This window comes from Streptococcus sp. HF-2466, from assembly GCF_015594645.1.
GTDB classification, from domain to species: domain Bacteria; phylum Bacillota; class Bacilli; order Lactobacillales; family Streptococcaceae; genus Streptococcus; species Streptococcus anginosus.
The window spans coordinates 12172-31928 of the sequence record NZ_JADNQU010000011.1 but is presented as its reverse complement, the minus strand read 5'-3'; the positions used below and the strand labels follow the sequence as shown (position 1 = coordinate 31928).

Here is a 19757-nt window from a genome sequence, read left to right as displayed (position 1 = left end):
GGTTTTTATGAAAATAAATGAATTAGGCCAGCCCATTGGAGATGCCCTGCCGAATTTCAAACCGGGAGATTTGCCCAAGATGGAGCGACTAGAAGGACGGTATGTTATCGTTGAATGCCTGTCCAAGGACAAACATGGGGCGGATTTGTATGAAGTCTATGGTCCGGATTCTCCTGCTGACATGTGGACTTATCTCTTTCAAAATCCTGTTCAAAGTCAGGAAGAATGGTCGGTCTTGCTAGATCAGATGCTGGCAGCTCAGGATCGATTCTACTATGCCATTGTAGATAAGGAGAGTGGCAAGGCATTAGGTACTTTTGCTTTAATGAGGATTGATCGGGGCAGCCGTGTCATTGAGGTAGGGTCTGTGACCTATTCGCCCCAGTTGAAACGAACCAGACTGGCGACAGAAGCCCAATATCTGTTGGCACGCTATGTTTTTGAGGAGCTGGAGTATCGCCGCTACGAGTGGAAATGCGATGCACTCAATCAACCTTCAAGATACGCAGCAGAAAGGCTTGGTTTTATCTACGAAGGCACTTTTCGTCAGGCGGTTGTTTATAAAGGGCGGAACCGAGACACTGATTGGCTAGCCATGATTGACAAGGACTGGCCAGCGGTTAAAATTCGTTTAGAAAAATGGCTAAGCCCAGATAATTTCGATGAAAATGGGCAACAAATAAAAGCTTTGTCTGATTTTTAAAATAAGAAGTATCAATTTTTGCTGTAGAGATAACTAAGAAAGATTTCAAGCTCACGGCAAGAATAGAAAATAAGCAAAAATCTCCCAAAGAATGGAGGAAGATTGTGAGTCAAGGAAAGATTATAAAAGTTTCAGGTCCTTTGGTGGTCGCCTCTGGGATGCAGGAAGCGAATATTCAGGATATTTGTCGTGTGGGCAATTTGGGCTTGATTGGGGAAATCATTGAGATGCGTCGAGATGAGGCCTCCATTCAAGTATATGAAGAAACCTCTGGGCTTGGACCAGGAGAGCCGGTGGAAACGACGGGGAGTCCGTTGTCGGTCGAGTTGGGGCCGGGGCTGATTTCGCAAATGTTTGATGGAATTCAGCGGCCTTTGGCACGCTTTCAAACGGTGACGCAGAGTGATTTCCTGGTGCGTGGAGTGCAACTGCCTCATCTGAATCGAGAGACCAAGTGGGACTTTGTGCCTTGTCTGGAGATTGGAACAGAGGTGACCGCTGGAGATATTCTGGGAACGGTTCAAGAAACCACATTAGTAGCTCACCGCATTCTAGTGCCGATTGGTGTCAGCGGTCGTGTGACTAAGATAGAAGCGGGGAGCTATACTGTCGATCAGCCTGTCTATGAGATTGCACAGGCAGACGGCTCCGTCTTTGTCGGCAGTCTTATGCAGAAGTGGCCGGTTCGCCGAGGTCGCCCATTTGCTCAAAAGCTGATTCCAGAGGAGCCTTTGGTGACGGGCCAACGAGTGATTGATACCTTTTTCCCAGTCACCAAGGGCGGGGCGGCTGCCGTTCCAGGTCCTTTTGGAGCAGGCAAGACGGTCGTTCAGCATCAGGTTGCTAAGTTTGCCAATGTGGATATCGTGATTTATGTGGGTTGCGGTGAGCGGGGCAATGAAATGACCGATGTGCTCAATGAATTTCCAGAGCTAATTGATCCAACGACTGGTCAGTCTATCATGCAACGAACTGTTCTGATTGCCAATACGTCTAATATGCCAGTTGCAGCGCGTGAGGCTTCTATCTATACAGGGATTACGATTGCTGAATATTTCCGAGATATGGGCTATTCTGTGGCTATCATGGCAGATTCAACATCTCGTTGGGCAGAAGCTCTGCGGGAAATGTCAGGGCGTTTGGAAGAAATGCCAGGTGACGAAGGCTATCCAGCCTATCTGGGCAGCCGTATTGCTGAATATTACGAACGAGCTGGTCGGGTTAAAACTTTAGGGAGAGGTGATCGTGAAGGAAGTATTACCGCAATCGGTGCCGTTTCCCCTCCGGGTGGAGATATTTCTGAGCCAGTCACGCAAAACACTCTGCGGATTGTCAAAGTTTTCTGGGGCTTGGACGCTCAGTTGGCACAACGTCGCCATTTCCCTGCGATTAACTGGCTTAGCTCTTACTCGCTTTATCTAGACGAGGTGGGTCAATATATCAATCAGCATGAACAGTTGGCTTGGTCGGAAAAAGTGACCAAGGCGATGAACGTTCTCCAAAAAGAGAGTGAGCTACAGGAAATCGTGCGGTTGGTCGGTCTGGATTCTCTGTCTGAAAGGGATCGCCTCACCATGAATACAGCAAAAATGATTCGTGAGGATTACTTGCAGCAGAATGCTTTTGATGAGGTTGACACCTACACTTCCTTTAAAAAACAAGTAACTCTGCTCACTAATATTTTAACATTTGATGAGGAAGCCAATCGTGCCTTGAATTTAGGTGCCTACTTTACCGAAATCATGAACGGTACTGTGGAGTTGCGAGATCGAATTGCTCGCTCTAAATTTATCCCAGAAGAGCAGCTGGATGCAATTTGTAATTTGGATGCTGCTATTCGAGAAAACTTGCATGAGATTCTTGCACAAGGAGGAGCGGACAATGAACGTGATTAAAGAATACCGTACCGTCAGTGAAGTTGTTGGTCCTTTGATGATTGTGGAGCAAGTCGAAGGTGTGCATTTTAATGAGCTGGTGGAAATCCAGCTCCATGATGGAACCAAGCGCCAGGGGCAGGTCTTGGAAGTGCAGGAAGACAAGGCGATGGTGCAACTGTTTGAAGGCTCCAGCGGTATCAATCTAGAAAAAGCCAAGGTGCGTTTTACTGGTCGACCGCTTGAATTGCCAGTATCAGAAGATATGGTAGGACGGATTTTCAATGGTATGGGCAAGCCTATTGACGGTGGACCAGATATTTTGCCGGAAAAATACTTGGATATTGACGGTCAAGCCATCAATCCGGTCGCGCGAGATTATCCCGATGAGTTTATCCAGACTGGGATTTCAGCCATTGATCACCTCAATACTTTGGTTCGGGGACAAAAATTGCCAGTTTTCTCTGGTTCAGGTCTGCCTCACAAGGAATTGGCTGCCCAGATTGCTCGTCAAGCTACTGTGCTCAATTCAGAAGAAAATTTTGCAGTCGTTTTTGCAGCTATGGGGACAACCTTTGAAGAAGCCGAATTTTTCATGAACGACTTGCGGGAAACGGGAGCTATTGATCGCTCTATCCTCTTCATCAACCTAGCCAATGATCCTGCTATTGAGCGGATTGCGACACCGCGGATTGCCTTGACGGCTGCCGAATACTTGGCTTATGAAAAGGACATGCACGTTCTCGTCATCATGACAGATATGACCAACTACTGCGAGGCCTTGCGTGAAGTATCTGCGGCTCGCCGAGAAGTGCCGGGACGCCGTGGTTATCCGGGTTATCTCTATACCAATCTTTCCACCCTTTATGAACGGGCGGGGCGCTTGGTGGGGAAGAAAGGCTCAGTGACGCAGATTCCCATTCTCACTATGCCTGAGGATGACATCACTCACCCCATTCCTGATTTGACAGGTTACATCACCGAAGGTCAGATTATCCTGTCGCGTGACCTTTACAACAGCGGTTATCGTCCACCGATTAACGTACTGCCGTCTCTTTCGCGTCTTAAGGATAAGGGCTCTGGCGAGGGAAAGACTCGGGGAGACCATGCAGCAACTATGAATCAGCTCTTTGCGGCTTATGCACAAGGCAAACAAGCCAAAGAATTAGCGGTTATATTAGGAGAATCAGCCTTATCTGACACCGACAAGCTCTATGTTCAATTTACCGATCGATTTGAAAAAGAATATATCAATCAAGGTTTTTATACCAATCGGACGATTGAAGAAAGTTTGGATTTAGGCTGGGAATTGTTGTCTGTTTTGCCACGGACGGAGCTTAAGCGGATCAAGGACGACATGATTGATCAATATTTACCAGAAAGTAAACAGCAAGCCTAGGGAGGTGATCTGAATGGCTCGTTTAAATGTCAAACCAACCCGAATGGAGCTGAACAACCTGAAAGAGCGCCTGAAAACAGCTACTCGCGGTCATAAACTTCTCAAGGATAAGCGAGATGAACTGATGCGTCGTTTCATTGAAGCTGTTCGCGAAAACAACCGCCTTCGCCAAAAAGTTGAAACAGCTCTGGTTGGTCACATGCAGGATTTTGTATTGGCGAAAACCTTGGAAAGTGACCTCATGGTAGAAGAGATTTTTGCTGTCCCTATGCGAGAAGTCAACCTCCATATCGAACAGGAGAATATCATGAGTGTGCAGGTGCCAAAAATGCATGCTCATATTGATAATCCTTATGGTGATGATGAGGGAGATGTGGTTTATAGCTATGTGGCTTCTAACAGCCAGATGGATGAGACGATTGAGGATATGGGCAACTTATTGCCCGACCTCCTGCACTTAGCAGAGATTGAAAAGAGCTGCCAGCTGATGGCAGATGAGATTGAAAAGACCCGCCGTCGGGTCAATGGCTTAGAGTATGCAACCATTCCAGATCTCACAGAAACCATTCATTATATCGAAATGAAGCTAGAAGAAGCCGAGCGCGCTAGTCTAGTGAGAGTAATGAAGGTGAAATAAAAACAAAACGGATGGTGGATTCTATGAACTCACGTCCGTTTGTTTTTTTGAGGTAGCTATATAAACAATAAAAATCTCCAACTCCACTCTCTCACATTTCCCATAAAATGCGGGAATTTTCTGATAAATCATGTTATAATAGAACAGACTACACGAAAGGGACAAAAATTCATGACTTTAGTTTATCAATCAACGCGTGATGCAAACAATACGGTGACAGCCAGTCAGGCTATTTTGCAGGGGTTAGCAACGGATGGTGGTCTCTTTACGCCGATTTCTTATCCGCAGGTGGAACTGGATTTTACTAAACTCAAAGACGCTTCCTATCAGGAAGTTGCAAAATTGATTTTATCTGCTTTCTTAGATGATTTTACAGATCAAGAGCTGGATAACTGCATTAACAATGCCTATGACAGCAAGTTTGACACGCCAGAGATTGCTCCTCTGGTGAAACTGAATGGGCAATACAATTTGGAACTATTCCATGGTTCTACGATTGCTTTCAAGGATATGGCTTTGTCTATTCTCCCGCATTTGATGACAACAGCAGCGAAAAAGCATGGTTTGAAAAATAAAATTGTCATTTTGACGGCGACTTCTGGTGATACCGGAAAAGCAGCTATGGCAGGCTTTGCCGATGTGCCAGGAACGGAAATCATCGTCTTTTACCCTAAAGATGGTGTCAGCAAGGTTCAGGAGCTGCAAATGACCACTCAGACGGGGGACAATACTCATGTGGTGGCTATTGAGGGCAATTTTGATGACGCCCAGACCAATGTTAAACGTATGTTTAATGACGCGGCTCTTCGTGAGCGGCTAGCAGCGCACAAGTTGCAATTTTCTTCTGCCAACTCTATGAATATCGGGCGTTTGGTGCCACAGATTGTTTACTATGTTTATGCCTATGCACAGTTGGTTAAGGCTGGTCAGATTCAGGCAGGCGAAGCAGTTAATTTTGCTGTTCCAACTGGAAACTTCGGCAATATCTTAGCAGCCTATTATGCTAAACAAATCGGTCTTCCGGTGGGCAAGTTGATTTGTGCTTCTAATGAAAATAATGTCCTAACAGATTTCTTTAAGACACATGTTTATGACAAAAAGCGCAGCTTTAAGGTAACTTCTAGTCCGTCTATGGATATTTTAGTTTCTTCAAACTTAGAGCGTTTGATTTTCCACCTGTTAGGAAATAGTGCAGAAAAGACAGCGGATTTGATGAAGTCTCTCAATCAGCATGGTCAGTATGAGTTGACTGATTTTGACCCAGCTATTTTAGAACTCTTTGCGGCAGAATATGCCACCGAAGTTGAGACAGCAGCTGAAATCAAACGAGTTTATGAAGCGTCTGATTACATTGAAGATCCGCACACAGCGGTCGCTTCAGCTGTTTATCAAAAATACCGGACAGCTACAGGTGATGAGACCAAAACAGTCATCGCTTCAACCGCTAGCCCTTATAAATTCCCAGTAGTAGCAGTCGAAGCTGTGACTGGGCAGACAGGCCTGAGTGATTTTGAAGCATTGGCTAAGTTACATGAACTTTCCGGTGTGGCAGTTCCGCCAGCGGTGGATGGCTTAGAAAACGCACAAGTCCGCCATAAAACGACTGTCGCTGCTGACCAAATGCAGGCAGCAGTAGAAAGCTATTTAGGACTTTAATAATCTAATAAATTTTTGTAACAAACACTCAGTTGGCTACCAGCTGAGTGTTTTCAGATTGCAACAGGGTGTAAACAAAATATTGCCAGCAAAGTGCAGAAAAGTGTATAATCAAAAGCAGGAGTTTCATGATGTATGACTACTTATAAAAAGATTTTAAATATTGCCCTACCAGCCATGGTCGAAAACTTTTTGCAGATGCTAATGGGAATGGTGGACTCGTATTTGGTAGCGAGTCTCGGTCTCGTGGCTATTTCAGGAGTTTCGGTTGCTGGTAATATCGTTACGATTTACCAAGCCATTTTTATTGCGCTGGGAGCAGCAGTAACCAGTCTCATTTCCAAGAGTTTGGGAGAAGGAGACCGAGACAATCTGGCTTATCACACTAGTGAAGCCATTAAGCTCACCATGCTTGTGAGTATGTTTCTGGGGCTTTTCTCGCTTGTTTTTGGACGCCAGATATTAGCTTGGCTGGGAACGGAGCCTGTCGTCGCCAATGCAGGTGGTCTTTATCTGGCTTTAATCGGGGGGACGATTCTCCTTTTGGGTCTGATGACTACGCTAGGCTCCTTGATTCGAGCAACTAGCAATCCTTGTATGCCTATGTATATCAGCTTTTTAAGCAATCTGCTCAATGTCTTTTTTTCTAGTATTGCGATTTTTATTTTCCACATGGGAATTGTTGGAGTGGCGCTGGGCACCATTTTAGCCCGTCTGGTAGGCGTTTTGATTTTATGGAAAGAATTGTCTCTGCCTTTAGCGCCTTGGAGTTGGAGGCTGGATTGGGACTTGTTGCGTTTATCTCTGCCAGCTGCTGGAGAGCGGCTGATGATGCGGGCTGGAGATGTGGTGATTATTGCCATTATCGTTAAGTTCGGGACAGATGCCGTTGCGGGAAATGCTATTGGAGAGGTTCTGACTCAGTTTAACTATATGCCGGGTTTTGGAGTCGCTACTGCAACGGTTATGTTAGTGGCTCATGCGGTGGGACAGGCAGATTTTCAAACAGTTAGAAAGCTGACGAAGCAGACCTACTGGCTATCTCTTGGACTCATGCTAGCGGTGGCTCTGCTTATTTTTGCACTTGGACAGCCACTAACACATCTTTATACAAAGGATAGCGGCGCTGTAACAGCTAGCTTGTCGGTCATTCTTTTTTCACTTTTGGGTGTGCCTATGACAGCAGGAACAGTCATCTACACGGCTGTTTGGCAAGGATTGGGCAATGCGAAGTTACCTTTTTATGCCACGACGGTTGGTATGTGGCTGATTCGCATTGTGGCGGGCTACTTTCTGGGAGTAACTCTGGGATTGGGCTTGCCCGGAGTTTGGACAGCCACCCTTTTGGACAATACCTTTCGCTGGATTTTTTTACAAATCATCTATCAACGAAAAATGAGGAGTCAAACATGACAAGAGCTTTTATTTGGGATTTGGACGGAACCTTGCTGGACTCTTATGATGCGATTTTGGCGGGGCTTGAGGAAACCTATATGCACTATGGCTTGGATTTTGACAGACCAGCTATCCATGCTTATATCTTGCAACATTCTGTTCAGAAATTACTGGAAAAAGTCGCAACAGAAAAAGGTTTAGATGCTGAAGAGATGAACCGCTTTCGAGGTCAAAGTTTGCAAGAGAAAAATGCTCACATTCAGCTCATGGATGGTGCTAAGGCTATTCTTACTTGGGCGCAGGAAGCAGATATTCAGCAGTTTGTCTATACTCATAAAGGGAAAAATGCTTATCAAATTTTGGCGGATTTAGAGATTTTGGATTATTTCACAGAAATTGTAACTACTGCTAATGGATTTGCAAGGAAGCCCGACCCAGAAGGTGTGAACTATCTCGTAGAGAAATACCAGCTGGATAAGACAAGCACTTACTATATCGGCGACCGGACGTTGGATGTAGATGTTGCCTTTAACAGCGGTATTCAATCAATCAATTTCTGCGATGACCGACCAAACATTAATCACGAAATCAACCATTTACTAGAGATTAAACAGATAATCTGTTAAAGGGGAGCAAAATATTTGCTTTTCTTTTTTTGATAGTCTATAATTGATTTATCAATAATTGACTAGTCAATTAAAGCCAGGAAGGAGAATATATGGTTGCCATTCATCACCTGCTATATCAATTGCATTTAACCGATCAAGCCATCACGCAACTCTTTGAGAAAAAATTAGAAATTAGCTTAACGCGGTACGAGATACTGGATTTTTTATTGGACAATGCTCCATGCAGTCAAGTTGCTGTGCAAGAGGTCTTAAAAATCGATCCTGCGGCTTTAACTCGGCATTTCAAACTTTTAGAAGAGCGCGGTTATGTTCAACGGAGCCGCAATCCCAAAAATCAACGAGAAGTCTTAGTGGATGTAACAGATCATGCAAAAGGGCAGCTTTTGCATGATCCACCGAGTTATCATGTAAATGTTAAAAAGCAAATGGAAAAAGTTCTCTCGAATGATGAGAAAAGGACGCTGAGCACTTTATTAGAAAAACTTGTATCTGGCTTAGATCAGATTACCGTGGAAAAACATTAGAAAGAAAAAATTATGTCACTCATTACTACTATATTAGCTACACTTGTCGCACTGGAACACCTCTATATTTTTTATCTAGAAAGTATCGCTACCCAGTCAGACAGCACCAGCCGAGTCTTTAATATGACAAAGGAAGAATTATCTCGCCCGTCCGTCACTTCCTTGTTTAAAAATCAAGGGATTTACAATGCCTTTTTAGCTCTTTTCCTACTATATAGCTTGTATATTTCACATAATTTAGAAATGGTGACCATTTTTGTTTTGTTTGTTATCGGGGTCGCAGCGTATGGTGCAGCCACAGCTAACAAGAAAATCATCTTGACTCAGGGCGGACCTGCGATTTTAGCTATTCTAAGCATTTTATTGTTTAAATAGCACCAAATATTAACCATTATAAAAATATAAATTAACCACCGTTAATAGTTTGTGCTATAATATATAGTAGAAATAATTCTACAATAGAAAGAATGATAGAAATGTCAGACAAAAAGGTTTCCTTAAGTGAAGTTAACCAAAGCATTGCAACACCTAAAAACGCTGGTTTCTTTCGTACTTTATTAGCTTTTTCAGGGCCGGGAATGTTGGTTGCCGTTGGTTATATGGATCCGGGAAATTGGATTACAAGTGTTGTAGGTGGTGCCACTTATCGTTATTTGCTCTTATCAGCTGTCTTGGTTTCTTCTGTAATGGCTATGCAGTTACAACAAATGGCGGGAAAATTAGGAATTGTCACAAGGATGGATTTGGCACAAGCCATTGCGGCTCATACGTCAAAGCCAATTCGCTATCTCCTTTGGGTTATTACAGAGTTGGCTTTAATGGCAACGGACTTGGCAGAAGTCATCGGTGCAGGGATTGCGCTTCATTTACTATTTGGTTGGTCTTTGTTATTTTCAATTTTGATTACAGTCTTTGATGTTTTCTTGTTGCTTTTTTTGATGAAATTGGGCTTTCGTAAGATTGAAGCAATTGTTGGAACGCTGATTTTAACTATTTTATTGATTTTCTTATATCTGGTAATCCTTGCAAAGCCCAATCTTCATCATATTTTATCAGGATATTTGCCAAACGTGGCAGCTTATCAACATACGGCTAGTAAAAATGGAACGTCCGTTTTGACCTTGGCACTGGGCATTGTAGGGGCAACGGTTATGCCGCACAATTTGTATTTGCACTCTTCTATCGCCCAAACGCGAAAAGTTAACTACAAGGCTAAACAATCTGTACATGAAGCTGTACGGTTTATGACGTGGGACTCGAATATTCAATTGAGTTTGGCTTTTGTGGTTAATTCTTTGCTGTTGATTTTAGGAGCAGCTTTATTCTTTGGTCATGCGGATAAAATTGGTGCTTTTTCTGCAATGTACAACGCCTTAAAAGACCCTCAAATTGCTGGAGCTATTGCTAGCCCGATCCTCTCAACGCTCTTTGCAGTCGCTTTGTTAGCGAGTGGTCAAAACTCAACTATTACAGGAACTTTAACGGGACAAATTGTGATGGAAGGCTTCTTAAACATGAAGCTACCACCGTGGTTTCTCCGCTTGGTAACCCGCTTATTAGCTCTTTTGCCAGTTGTGATTGTTGCTATTTTATACGGAGACAAAGAACAAGTGCTAGACAATCTTTTGGTCTATTCCCAAGTCTTTCTTTCAGTCGCCTTGCCATTTTCAATCTTTCCACTCGTGTATTTCACCTCTAATAAAAAGCTCATGGGCGAATTTGTCAACAGCAAATGGAATACCTACTTAGCTTATGCCGTTTCTATTTTATTAACCATTTTGAATGTAAAACTTGTAGTTGATCTGTTTTAAAAATTTGTCTATCATTTCATTTTTCTCTAGAATAAATGGCTTAAAAGCGCTATAATGAAAGAGGAAAGATTTGCATATATGGAGGTGTTAAAATGGACGAATTGAAAAAAGTTTTGCTGGCAGGTATTGGATTGACATCTATGACCTATGATAAAGCTACCGAATTTGTCAAAGAATTGATTGCCAAAGGTCGCTTGACGGTGGATGAAGGCAAGCAGCTTCAGTCAGAATTAAAGCGCAAAGCAAAAGAACAAACCGCTGAAAGTCAAGTTGAACACATAGATAATGTATATGCAACCAAGCAAGATATTGAACGACTAGAAGATAAACTAGATCAGCTACTCAAAGGATTTTCAAAAACAGAAGAATAATCTTCCTGATAACGCAGTCACAACTTTATAAAGGCTGCGTTTTTTGCTAAACTAAAAGTAGGATTTGAAAGAAAAAATAATGATAACAAGCAGAATGAGGATAACCTTATGGCAAATAAACGCTTACGAGAGATTCTAACAGCCTTTAGTGCAGTCGGCTGGTCCAATCTGAAAGATCGAAAAAAACCGTTGGACGAGAAAAAAGCTCCCAAGCAATTGCGAGAAGTTTTTGAACAACTAGGACCCAGTTTTGTAAAAATCGGTCAAATTTTATCTACCCGTAGTGACTTATTGCCAGAAATCTATATCAAGGAATTGAGCAAGCTGCAAGATGACGTCAATCCTTTGGACAAAGAAACGGTTATGGCTGCGATTGAAGATGAGTTAAAGCGTCCGATTGAGCAACTCTTTTCAGATGTTTCACAAGAGCATTTGGCGAGCGCTTCCGTGGCACAAACTCATCGTGCTGTTTTGTTAAATGGTGATGAAGTAGTACTGAAAATTCAGCGTCCGCACATTCAAGAGCAAATTACAGAAGACCTTGCTCTTCTGGTTCGTTTAGCCCGTCATTTTCCCAAACATTTGCTGCCCATGGTGGATTTACCAAAGATTTTGCAACAGTTGCAGACAACATTGCTGAACGAAATTGACTTTCGCAACGAAGCTAAGTACATGGATGAGTTCGCCCAATATAATCAAGATATTCCTTGTGTGGGAGTTCCTAAGGTTTATCCAGAGTTTACTACTCCGCACTTGATTGTCGAGGAATACATTCCTGGTGTCCGTATCAATCAATATGCTTTTTTACAAGAAGCCGGCTACGATTTGGCAGATATTGGTCAGAAACTCATGCTGAGCTTTATCAAGCAAGTCTTTAAAGACGGATTCTTTCATGGTGATCCACATCCGGGCAATCTTTTGATCTATGAAGGAAAGATTTATTTTATTGATTTTGGGATTATGGGGGAATTGGAAACGGGTTTTCGTGTGTCTCTAAACGACATGTTGTCTAGTTTTACGACACAGGATATTGACTCGATGACACAAGCCATTCTGACCATTACGACTGCTAGTGAACCAATCAATAAATTGCAATTAGAGCAAGACGTTGAACGCATGCTAACCAAATACGGCAATTTAGAGTTAGGCTCCTTGTCTATTACAAATATGTTTGAGGACGTAGTAGCGATTTGTAGGCGTCATCATTTGCAAGTACCGTCCCAGATGACGATCTTAGAAAAAGCAGCCTTGCAAATTGAGGGACTTTTTCGCGAGTTAGCTCCTAACATCAATCTGATGACTTTAGCCAAGCAATATTTCCTCGAAAATATGAAATCAGACATCTTGCACCAGACTTTGAGTTACGATTCTTTCTTAATCGAACTACTTTACTTGCTACGGCATGGAAAAAGTATTCCGCGACGACTACACCAACTTGTGGAGCAAGTGGTGAACGGTCGCTTGGTTGTCAACCATGACTTAATTGACTACAATCAACGATTTCGGCGTATTGAATCCTTAGCCAATCGTCTTGTACTAAGCCTTGTCTTCCTAGCTTTATTACTGACAGGAGGGATTTTAACCCTTAATCCAGACATACTGTTTTTAGCAAAATTTCTGTTAACATTAGCAGGATTGGTATTAGTGTGGTTATTCTATCTTATCATCTGCTCCACAAAAAAATAACATAAAAAGTGAGCGTGACAACTTACTTCTTCATCCGTTTTTCAAGCTCAGAAGAGCTATGGGAGATGAGACTATGAACTAAGAATTTTCAAGATTAGTTCGGTTTCACTCCCTTTCTTTATCTTCCAAACTGTTTGTAACGATCAGTTTGTCATTAGAGGAAGTTTGCTTGAAACAAACATAGTCTGTGAGAGGGAAATGAATCAACTTTAAAAAGGTTTCTGCAAATTGTTCAGGAGGGGTAGGTTCAGGTTGGGTAATCCAAATTTCGATAAAGATCAAAATTCCTCTAACAAGAACTTGAGCAGCCTTTTCTTTTGGAATGTTTAATGTTTGATAGTCAATCGTAATATGTTGTTCAATCCATTGTCCATAGGTATTTCGTAAAAATTCCCTCCAATATGGATCTGCTGCTGTTGTAAAAAGACAGCTGATTTGTTTTCGGTGGGTGTATAAGATAGGAATCACTACCTCTGCAAAAAAGACAAAAGGATCAGGATAAACTTTCTTATCATAAGTTTGAAAAATCATTCGAAATTCAGCATCAAGTTCTTTATGAATATAGTCTAGAATTTCATGATTTCCATTGAAATGACGTTTATAAATGGCTTGTCTTGAAATTCCAGCTTTTTTGGCAATTTCTGCTAAAGAAAAATGCATTTTATTTGGATGTTCCATAGCAAGCTCAAAAAAAGCCTCTAGAATTTTTTCTCTCGTATTAAGTACCATCTTGCTCCTTCCTTATAAATATTCTAATTTAAAAAATATATGTAGTCTAGCAAAACCATTGAAAAAAGTTTACATTTTGTAAACCGCCTGCGAGATATCCTGTTGTATATCAATGGGGTGTTTAAAACTTTACAGTTTGTCAAGAAATAGAACTAAAATATAGAGCATTTTGATTGAAAGGACTATAAGGTAGTTGATATACTGGTATTAGTGGAGTTTTGTACTTTTGTACAAAGTCCTGAAAAACCATAGAAAGGAAATCGTCATGATTAAAAAAGCGATGAATCTTGTTGGGGTTGCATTATTGCTGGCTTCAACAATCTTATCACCAGCTAGTGCTGTTGCTCAGACATTGTCGAATCAATCTTCTACAGTGACAACTCAGTCATCCCCGAAAACAGGAACGACTGAACAGCCAACGTCTCCCACTGAGTCAACGCAAAAGACAGCAGATACTAGTTCTAGTCAGGGGCAGCAGCCTGCTACTGAGAATAAAGCGGAAGCTAATTCAAATGAGCAGGAAAATAAGCCAAGCACCTCAAAAGAAGAAAGCTCTGATGCTAGCCAAGTAAAAGAAGATACATCTTCACAAAAAGCTAGTAAGGTAGAGGAAAAGAGTGAGACTCAGCCAGGAGCTCCACCTGCTGCTAAAGATACTAAAGATACCCAAGCAGCTCCTAAAACTAAAAGGGCAGCAAAAGAAATAGATGCGATTACGCAATTTAGTATTACTGATACTAATGGAAAACCTTTAGACAAACCGTTGCAACAATGGGAACAATTTAAAATTGATGGTCAGTTTAAGTTGCCAAATAACGATGTGCATGAAGGGGATTATACAACATTCAAAATCTCAGAAAATTTAGTCTTAGTACCAATTCCTGATTTTGATATAAAAGACCCAAATGGTCAAGTAGTAGCACGTGCAAATGTAGATACGACAAATCGAACACTGAAATTGATTTATACTAAATATGTAGAAAATAAATCAGATATTACGGGTAGCTTTTATTTTTATACTTACGTCAATCATCATATTGTGAAAGAAAAGAAAAAAGTTCCAATCGAAATCACGGTTAACCGTAATGTGGTTAAAGTAGGAGAACCAGAATTTGGAGGTTTAACTCCGCCAACCCAAAAAGATTTAGCAAAAGTAGGCAATTTTAAACCAGACAATACCATCACTTATGATATCACTGTAAATCAGTCAGGAAAAGAAGTTCTGGATGCAAAAGTAACTGATATTTTAAAAACACCAAATGTTTCTTATGATAAAAATAGTTTTGAAATTTACAAAGGGAAATGGGTCATTGAAGATAATCGTTGGGTTTTAAAAGATAAAGAAAATGTTACAAGTCAATTTAAAGTAGAATTTCCCTCTGAGTCAGAATTTTTTATTAAGTTAGGGAAGATAAATAAAGGTGAGGGCTACCATATTAAATATAAAGCTAAGCCAAATTATAAATTACAAAGTGGTGAAGTCGTTGAAAATATTGCATCTCTTTGGTCCAGTGAAACAAAAATTATAGACTCTATCGCCAAAACGACCTATCTAGAAGCGGGCGGAAGTGCAGAAGGCTATGTTTATTCTATAACCTTGCATAAAAAAGATGAGACCTCTGGATCATCTTTGGCAGGAGCAGTCTTTAGAGTAACACGTGATCGGAATGGTGCTGTTGTAGGAAACTTCACTACGGATAGTACAGGAAAAGTCACGATTCCTAATTTGCTGAAAGACAATTATACTATTAAAGAAATCAAAGCGCCGGATGGTTATCAGTTAACAGGCAAAGAAATTAAGGTTAAACCAGAAAATTTCAATAGTAGTAAGTCTTACAGTTTAGATATTTCAAATAAACGGCAAAAAGTATCTGCGACTTTACAGGTAAATAAGAAGCTCGTTGGTCGCAAACTGAAAGCGCAAGAGTTTGAGTTTGATTTAGTTGATAATACTGAGGTTAGTCCAACTGTCGGTAAAATCTTGCAAACTGTTAAAAATAACGCCAATGGTGAGGTCAATTTCAAATCATTGGAATATACTAAAGCAGGAACTTATGAATATTTTATCCGAGAGAACAAAGGTTCTGCACCAGGAGTTACCTATGACCAAAAATTTATCACGGTAACAGTAGAAGTCAAGGAGAAATCCGGTAAACTTGAAGTTAGCAAAGTGACTTATATGACAGATGGAGAAGAAATTAAAAAACCAACTTTCAATAATCGCTATACTCCAGTTAAAACATCTGCTAAGTTAGAGGTGAAAAAAGTTTTAACAGGTCGTCCTCTTCAAGAAGGTGAATTTGAATTTGAACTCAAAGATCTACAACAAAATAAAAAGATTTTAGAAACTGTAAAAAATACGGCTGATGGTAAGGTTCAATTCAAAGAGCTTAAATATACTAAAGCAGGAACCTATCATTATACCATTAGTGAAAAGGCTGGTGATGTTCCAGGAGTTGAATATGAACCGAATCTTATCTCGGCAACTGTAACTGTCGAAGATAAGGGAGGAAAACTTGAAGTTACAAAGGTCACTTATTCGAAAGCTGGTGAGGAGACTAAACATCCAACTTTTGAGAATCGCTATACTCCAGGAAAAACTTTTGCTAGATTAGAAGTGAATAAAGTCCTGACAGGTCGTCAGCTACAAAAAGACGAATTTGAGTTTGAGTTGACTGGCAAGGAAGATCATATTCACCAAACGAAGAAAAATACCGCCACTGGTAAAATCCAATTTGATACAATTGAATATGACAAGGCGGGTGAATACCATTATACTATTAAAGAAAAAAACAACGGTCTAGGTGGCATTACTTATGATCCGAAAGAAGTAAAAGCTACTGTCAAAATTACAGATGACGGCAAAGGAAAACTACATTCTGAAATTGTCTATGAAAAAAACGACACTACCTTCAACAACACCTACACCACTCAAGCTACTTCTGCAACCTTTGATGTAACCAAGGAGTTAACGGGTCGCAAACTGAAAGCGCAAGAGTTTGAGTTTGAGTTGAAGGAAGATGGTAAGCCAGATGTTCTTCAAACGGCTAAAAATGATGCCAAAGGAAAAGTTCAGTTCCAAGCTATTAACTACGACAAGGCAGGTGAGTACCACTACACCATTACAGAAAAAAATAATGGTCTGACAGGAGTTACTTATGACTCGAGCGAAGTCAAAGTCACAGTTAAAGTAACGGATGATGGTAAAGGGAAACTAAGTACTACCGTGACTTATGACGGTGGTAAAAAGACCTTTAAGAATACGTTCACACCAAAAGAAATCACAGTACCACTACAAGTGACAAAAACTTTAACTGGTCGCAATCTACAAGATGACGAGTTTGAGTTTGAGCTGTATGATGGAAAAGATAATAGTTTACTTCAAACAGCTAAAAATAAAGCGGATGGTACGATTCCTTTCACAGCTCTTAAGTTCACCAAGACTGGTCTTTACAACTACCTTATCAAAGAGAAAGCTGGTAAGGTTCTAGGTGTTGACTACGATAAACAACCAATTAAGGTTACCATTCGTGTTCAACAGGAAGAGGATGGACAATTGATTTACAATATCGTCTACCTCGGTTTTGACGAGAGCGGTAAGAATAAAATTTCTAAACAAAGCTTTACAAATAAATATACTGCCAAAGGTACCGATGCTACTTTCTCTGTCACGAAGAAATTAACCGGACGTGCTTTGAAGGATGGCGAGTTTAGCTTTGAACTGAAAGAAGACGGCAAGGCAGACGTTCTTCAAACCAAGAAGAATGATAAAGCTGGTAAGGTTCAATTTGATGCAATCAAGTATCAAACTGTTGGTACCCACAAGTACACCATTACAGAGAAAAACACAGGATTGGGTGGTGTGACTTACGACACCAAGACCATCAAGGTAACAGTTGAAGTCACTGATAATGGTAAAGGTCAGCTTGTTTCAAAAGTAACCTATGAAAACAATGACCAAACTTTCAACAATACATACTCTAGTCAAAAGGTTAGTGCACAACTAAGCGTGACCAAAGAACTGACAGGTCGTGCATTAAACGACCAAGAGTTTGAATTTGAATTAGTCGGATCTGATGACAACATTCGTCAAACGAAGAAAAATGCAGCAGACGGTCGTGTTACTTTTGATGCGATTGACTATACAAAAGTTGGCACTTATCATTACACCATCAAAGAGAAAGACAATGGCTTAGGTGGTGTGACCTATGATAAGAAAGAAATCAAAGCGACTGTCAAAGTTACTGATGATGGCAATGGTCAGTTAGTTGCCCAAGTATCTTATGATACAGCTAATCCAATCTTCCGCAATACTTACCTTGCTAAGGAAACAACTGCGACATTAGAAGCGAACAAAGTGCTAACTGGTCGCGACCTAGAAGCGAATGAATTTGCCTTTGACTTGATTGATCCAAACGGTAAAGTGGTGGAAACCGTTAAGAACGCTAAAGATGGTAAGATTTCATTCAAAGAGTTGACATTCAAAACAGCTGGAACTTATACTTATACCATTAAAGAACAAGCTGGTGCTTTAGGTGGTGTGAAATATGACACCAAAGTAATCAAAGCAACAGTCACTGTCACGGATGATGGTAAAGGTCAACTACATGCAACAGTTGCTTATGAAAACAACCAAAACACCTTCACGAATACTTATTCAGCAGATAAAGCAACTGCGACTCTTTCTGCTAAGAAGCTATTAGAAGGTCGTAACCTCAAAGAAGGGGAATTTGAATTTGAACTGACTGGTACAGACGATCAAGTTCGCCAAACGAAGACAAATGCACAAGATGGTAGCGTCACTTTCGATACCATTGAGTATACTAAGGCGGGTACTTATCACTACACCATCACCGAAAAAGATACGAAACTCGGTGGCGTGAAATATGACACCAAAGTGATCAAAGCGACAGTCACTGTTACAGACGATGGTCAAGGCCGCTTAGTAACAAAAGTTGCTTATGAAAAAGATGATCAGACCTTCAAGAACACTTATTCCGCTGCAAAAACAAACGCACAACTCTCTGTTAAGAAAGCCTTGACAGGTCGTGCTTTGAAAGATGGCGAGTTTGAGTTTGAATTGAAAGGCCAAGATGATAAAGTTACTCAAAGCAAGAAGAATGCTCAAGACGGTAGTGTCACTTTCGACACCATTGAGTACACGAAAGCCGGTACTTATCATTACACCATCACCGAAAAGAACACCAGACTAGGCGGTGTAACGTATGATAAGAAAGTGATTAAAGCAACCGTAACCGTAACAGATAATGGTCAAGGTCAATTGGTAGCACAGGTTGCCTATGAACAGAATGACCAAACCTTTACGAACCAATATCAAGCTGCTTCAACGACTGCTCAGCTTTCAGCTAATAAACAATTAACTGGTCGTGACCTTAAAGCCGGTGAATTCAGTTTTGAACTGAAAAATGACAAGGACGAAGTGCTTGAAACGGCAACAAATGATAAGGACGGTAAGATTACCTTTAAGACGCTAACTTATACAGCAGTCGGTACATATCAATACACGATTATCGAAAAAGATACGAAGCTCGGCGGTGTGAAATATGACACCAAAGTGATCAAAGCGACAGTCACTGTTACAGACGATGGTCAAGGCCGCTTAGTAACAAAAGTTGCTTATGAAAAAGATGATCAGACCTTCAAGAACACTTATTCCGTTGCAAAAACAAACGCACAACTCTCTGTTAAGAAAGCCTTGACAGGTCGTGCTTTGAAAGATGGCGAGTTTGAGTTTGAATTGAAAGGCCAAGATGATAAAGTTACTCAAAGCAAGAAGAATGCTCAAGACGGTAGTGTCACTTTCGACACCATTGAGTACACGAAAGCTGGTACTTATCATTACACCATCACTGAAAAAGATACAAAACTTCAAGGAATCACTTATGATAAGAAAGTGATTAAGGTGACAGTCACTGTCACAGATGATGGCAATGGTCAGTTGCACGCTAAAGTAAGTTACGACAAGAACATCAAGACATTTGAAAATCGCTATACTCCACCGAAGAAGGGCTTACCTAAGACAGGTACTGTCATTCATATGTTAGCTATTTTCATTGGACTCATTGTTTTGGCTGGTGCAGTTTATCTCATCAAGAAGAAATCTTGATAAAATCAAGACTTCAGAAAAATAATAAGTTTAAATTGGGAATCTAGAGAGCATTCTCCTCCGAAATGGGGGCTCTTTAGATCCCCTTTTTGATGCCTAAAGCATAGAATGTGAAAAGAAAAAGGAAGAGCTGTTTCCTAGAGAAAATGGACTTAGAAAAGTTATACAAAAATTTAGAGAATACTTAATCCTTTTCGTGGAAACTATGCTGAAATT

General features: G+C 40.9%; 14 protein-coding genes. 13 read left to right on the top strand and 1 reads right to left on the bottom strand.

Translation table 11 applies throughout. The features are described from left to right. The first annotated feature begins 7 nt into the window (after positions 1 to 7). The 12 genes from IYQ91_RS08355 (at position 8) to IYQ91_RS08300 (ending at position 12685) form a co-directional block, all read left to right on the top strand. A complete protein-coding gene (locus tag IYQ91_RS08355; protein WP_195673532.1) occupies positions 8 to 703 on the top strand; it encodes a GNAT family N-acetyltransferase in 696 nt (231 codons plus the stop codon). A gap of 104 nt (positions 704 to 807) precedes the next feature. Continuing rightward, positions 808 to 2598 carry a V-type ATP synthase subunit A gene (locus IYQ91_RS08350; RefSeq protein ID WP_195673533.1) on the top strand — a complete coding sequence of 597 codons (1791 nt, stop codon included), beginning with the start codon at positions 808 to 810 and terminating at the stop codon, positions 2596 to 2598. After that, a complete protein-coding gene (locus IYQ91_RS08345) occupies positions 2585 to 3976 on the top strand; it encodes a V-type ATP synthase subunit B (protein WP_195673534.1) in 1392 nt (463 codons plus the stop codon). The genes IYQ91_RS08350 and IYQ91_RS08345 overlap by 14 nt, the downstream gene beginning before the upstream one ends. 13 nt (positions 3977 to 3989) lie before the next feature. Next, positions 3990 to 4613: a V-type ATP synthase subunit D gene (locus IYQ91_RS08340; protein ID WP_020999427.1), complete on the top strand. Its 624-nt coding sequence runs from the start codon at positions 3990 to 3992 to the stop codon at positions 4611 to 4613. Positions 4614 to 4784: 171 nt separating this feature from the next. Continuing rightward, a complete protein-coding gene (thrC, locus tag IYQ91_RS08335) occupies positions 4785 to 6269 on the top strand; it encodes a threonine synthase (protein ID WP_195673535.1) in 1485 nt (494 codons plus the stop codon). Between the two features lie 135 nt (positions 6270 to 6404). Continuing rightward, positions 6405 to 7682, top strand: a complete 1278-nt coding sequence (locus IYQ91_RS08330) for an MATE family efflux transporter (RefSeq protein WP_195673536.1) — start codon at positions 6405 to 6407, stop codon at positions 7680 to 7682. Then, positions 7679 to 8290, top strand: a complete 612-nt coding sequence (locus IYQ91_RS08325) for an HAD-IA family hydrolase (protein ID WP_084740599.1) — start codon at positions 7679 to 7681, stop codon at positions 8288 to 8290. Before IYQ91_RS08330 ends, IYQ91_RS08325 begins: the two co-directional genes overlap by 4 nt. A 92-nt stretch (positions 8291 to 8382) precedes the next feature. After that, positions 8383 to 8817, top strand: a complete 435-nt coding sequence (locus IYQ91_RS08320; protein ID WP_195673537.1) for a MarR family winged helix-turn-helix transcriptional regulator — start codon at positions 8383 to 8385, stop codon at positions 8815 to 8817. A 12-nt stretch (positions 8818 to 8829) separates the two neighbouring features. After that, the gene (locus IYQ91_RS08315) at positions 8830 to 9192 is read left to right on the top strand and encodes a DUF1304 domain-containing protein (RefSeq protein WP_195673538.1); all 363 of its coding nucleotides are present in this window, start codon (positions 8830 to 8832) and stop codon (positions 9190 to 9192) included. 101 nt (positions 9193 to 9293) lie between these two features. Then, the gene (locus IYQ91_RS08310; RefSeq protein ID WP_229311748.1) at positions 9294 to 10628 is read left to right on the top strand and encodes an Nramp family divalent metal transporter; all 1335 of its coding nucleotides are present in this window, start codon (positions 9294 to 9296) and stop codon (positions 10626 to 10628) included. Between the two features lie 92 nt (positions 10629 to 10720). Continuing rightward, entirely contained in the window at positions 10721 to 10999 is a 279-nt protein-coding gene (locus IYQ91_RS08305) for a phasin family protein (RefSeq protein ID WP_106079424.1), read from the top strand. A 108-nt stretch (positions 11000 to 11107) separates the two neighbouring features. Then, entirely contained in the window at positions 11108 to 12685 is a 1578-nt protein-coding gene (locus IYQ91_RS08300) for an ABC1 kinase family protein (RefSeq protein ID WP_195673539.1), read from the top strand. A gap of 105 nt (positions 12686 to 12790) precedes the next feature. Here the strand turns inward: IYQ91_RS08300 and IYQ91_RS08295 are convergent, their stop codons facing one another. Next, the gene (locus tag IYQ91_RS08295) at positions 12791 to 13414 is read right to left on the bottom strand and encodes a TetR/AcrR family transcriptional regulator (RefSeq protein ID WP_022526405.1); all 624 of its coding nucleotides are present in this window, start codon (positions 13412 to 13414) and stop codon (positions 12791 to 12793) included. Positions 13415 to 13679: 265 nt separating this feature from the next. Between IYQ91_RS08295 and IYQ91_RS08290 the strand changes: the two genes are divergently transcribed. Next, positions 13680 to 19541 carry a Spy0128 family protein gene (locus tag IYQ91_RS08290; protein WP_195673586.1) on the top strand — a complete coding sequence of 1954 codons (5862 nt, stop codon included), beginning with the start codon at positions 13680 to 13682 and terminating at the stop codon, positions 19539 to 19541. The last annotated feature ends 216 nt before the right edge of the window (positions 19542 to 19757 follow it).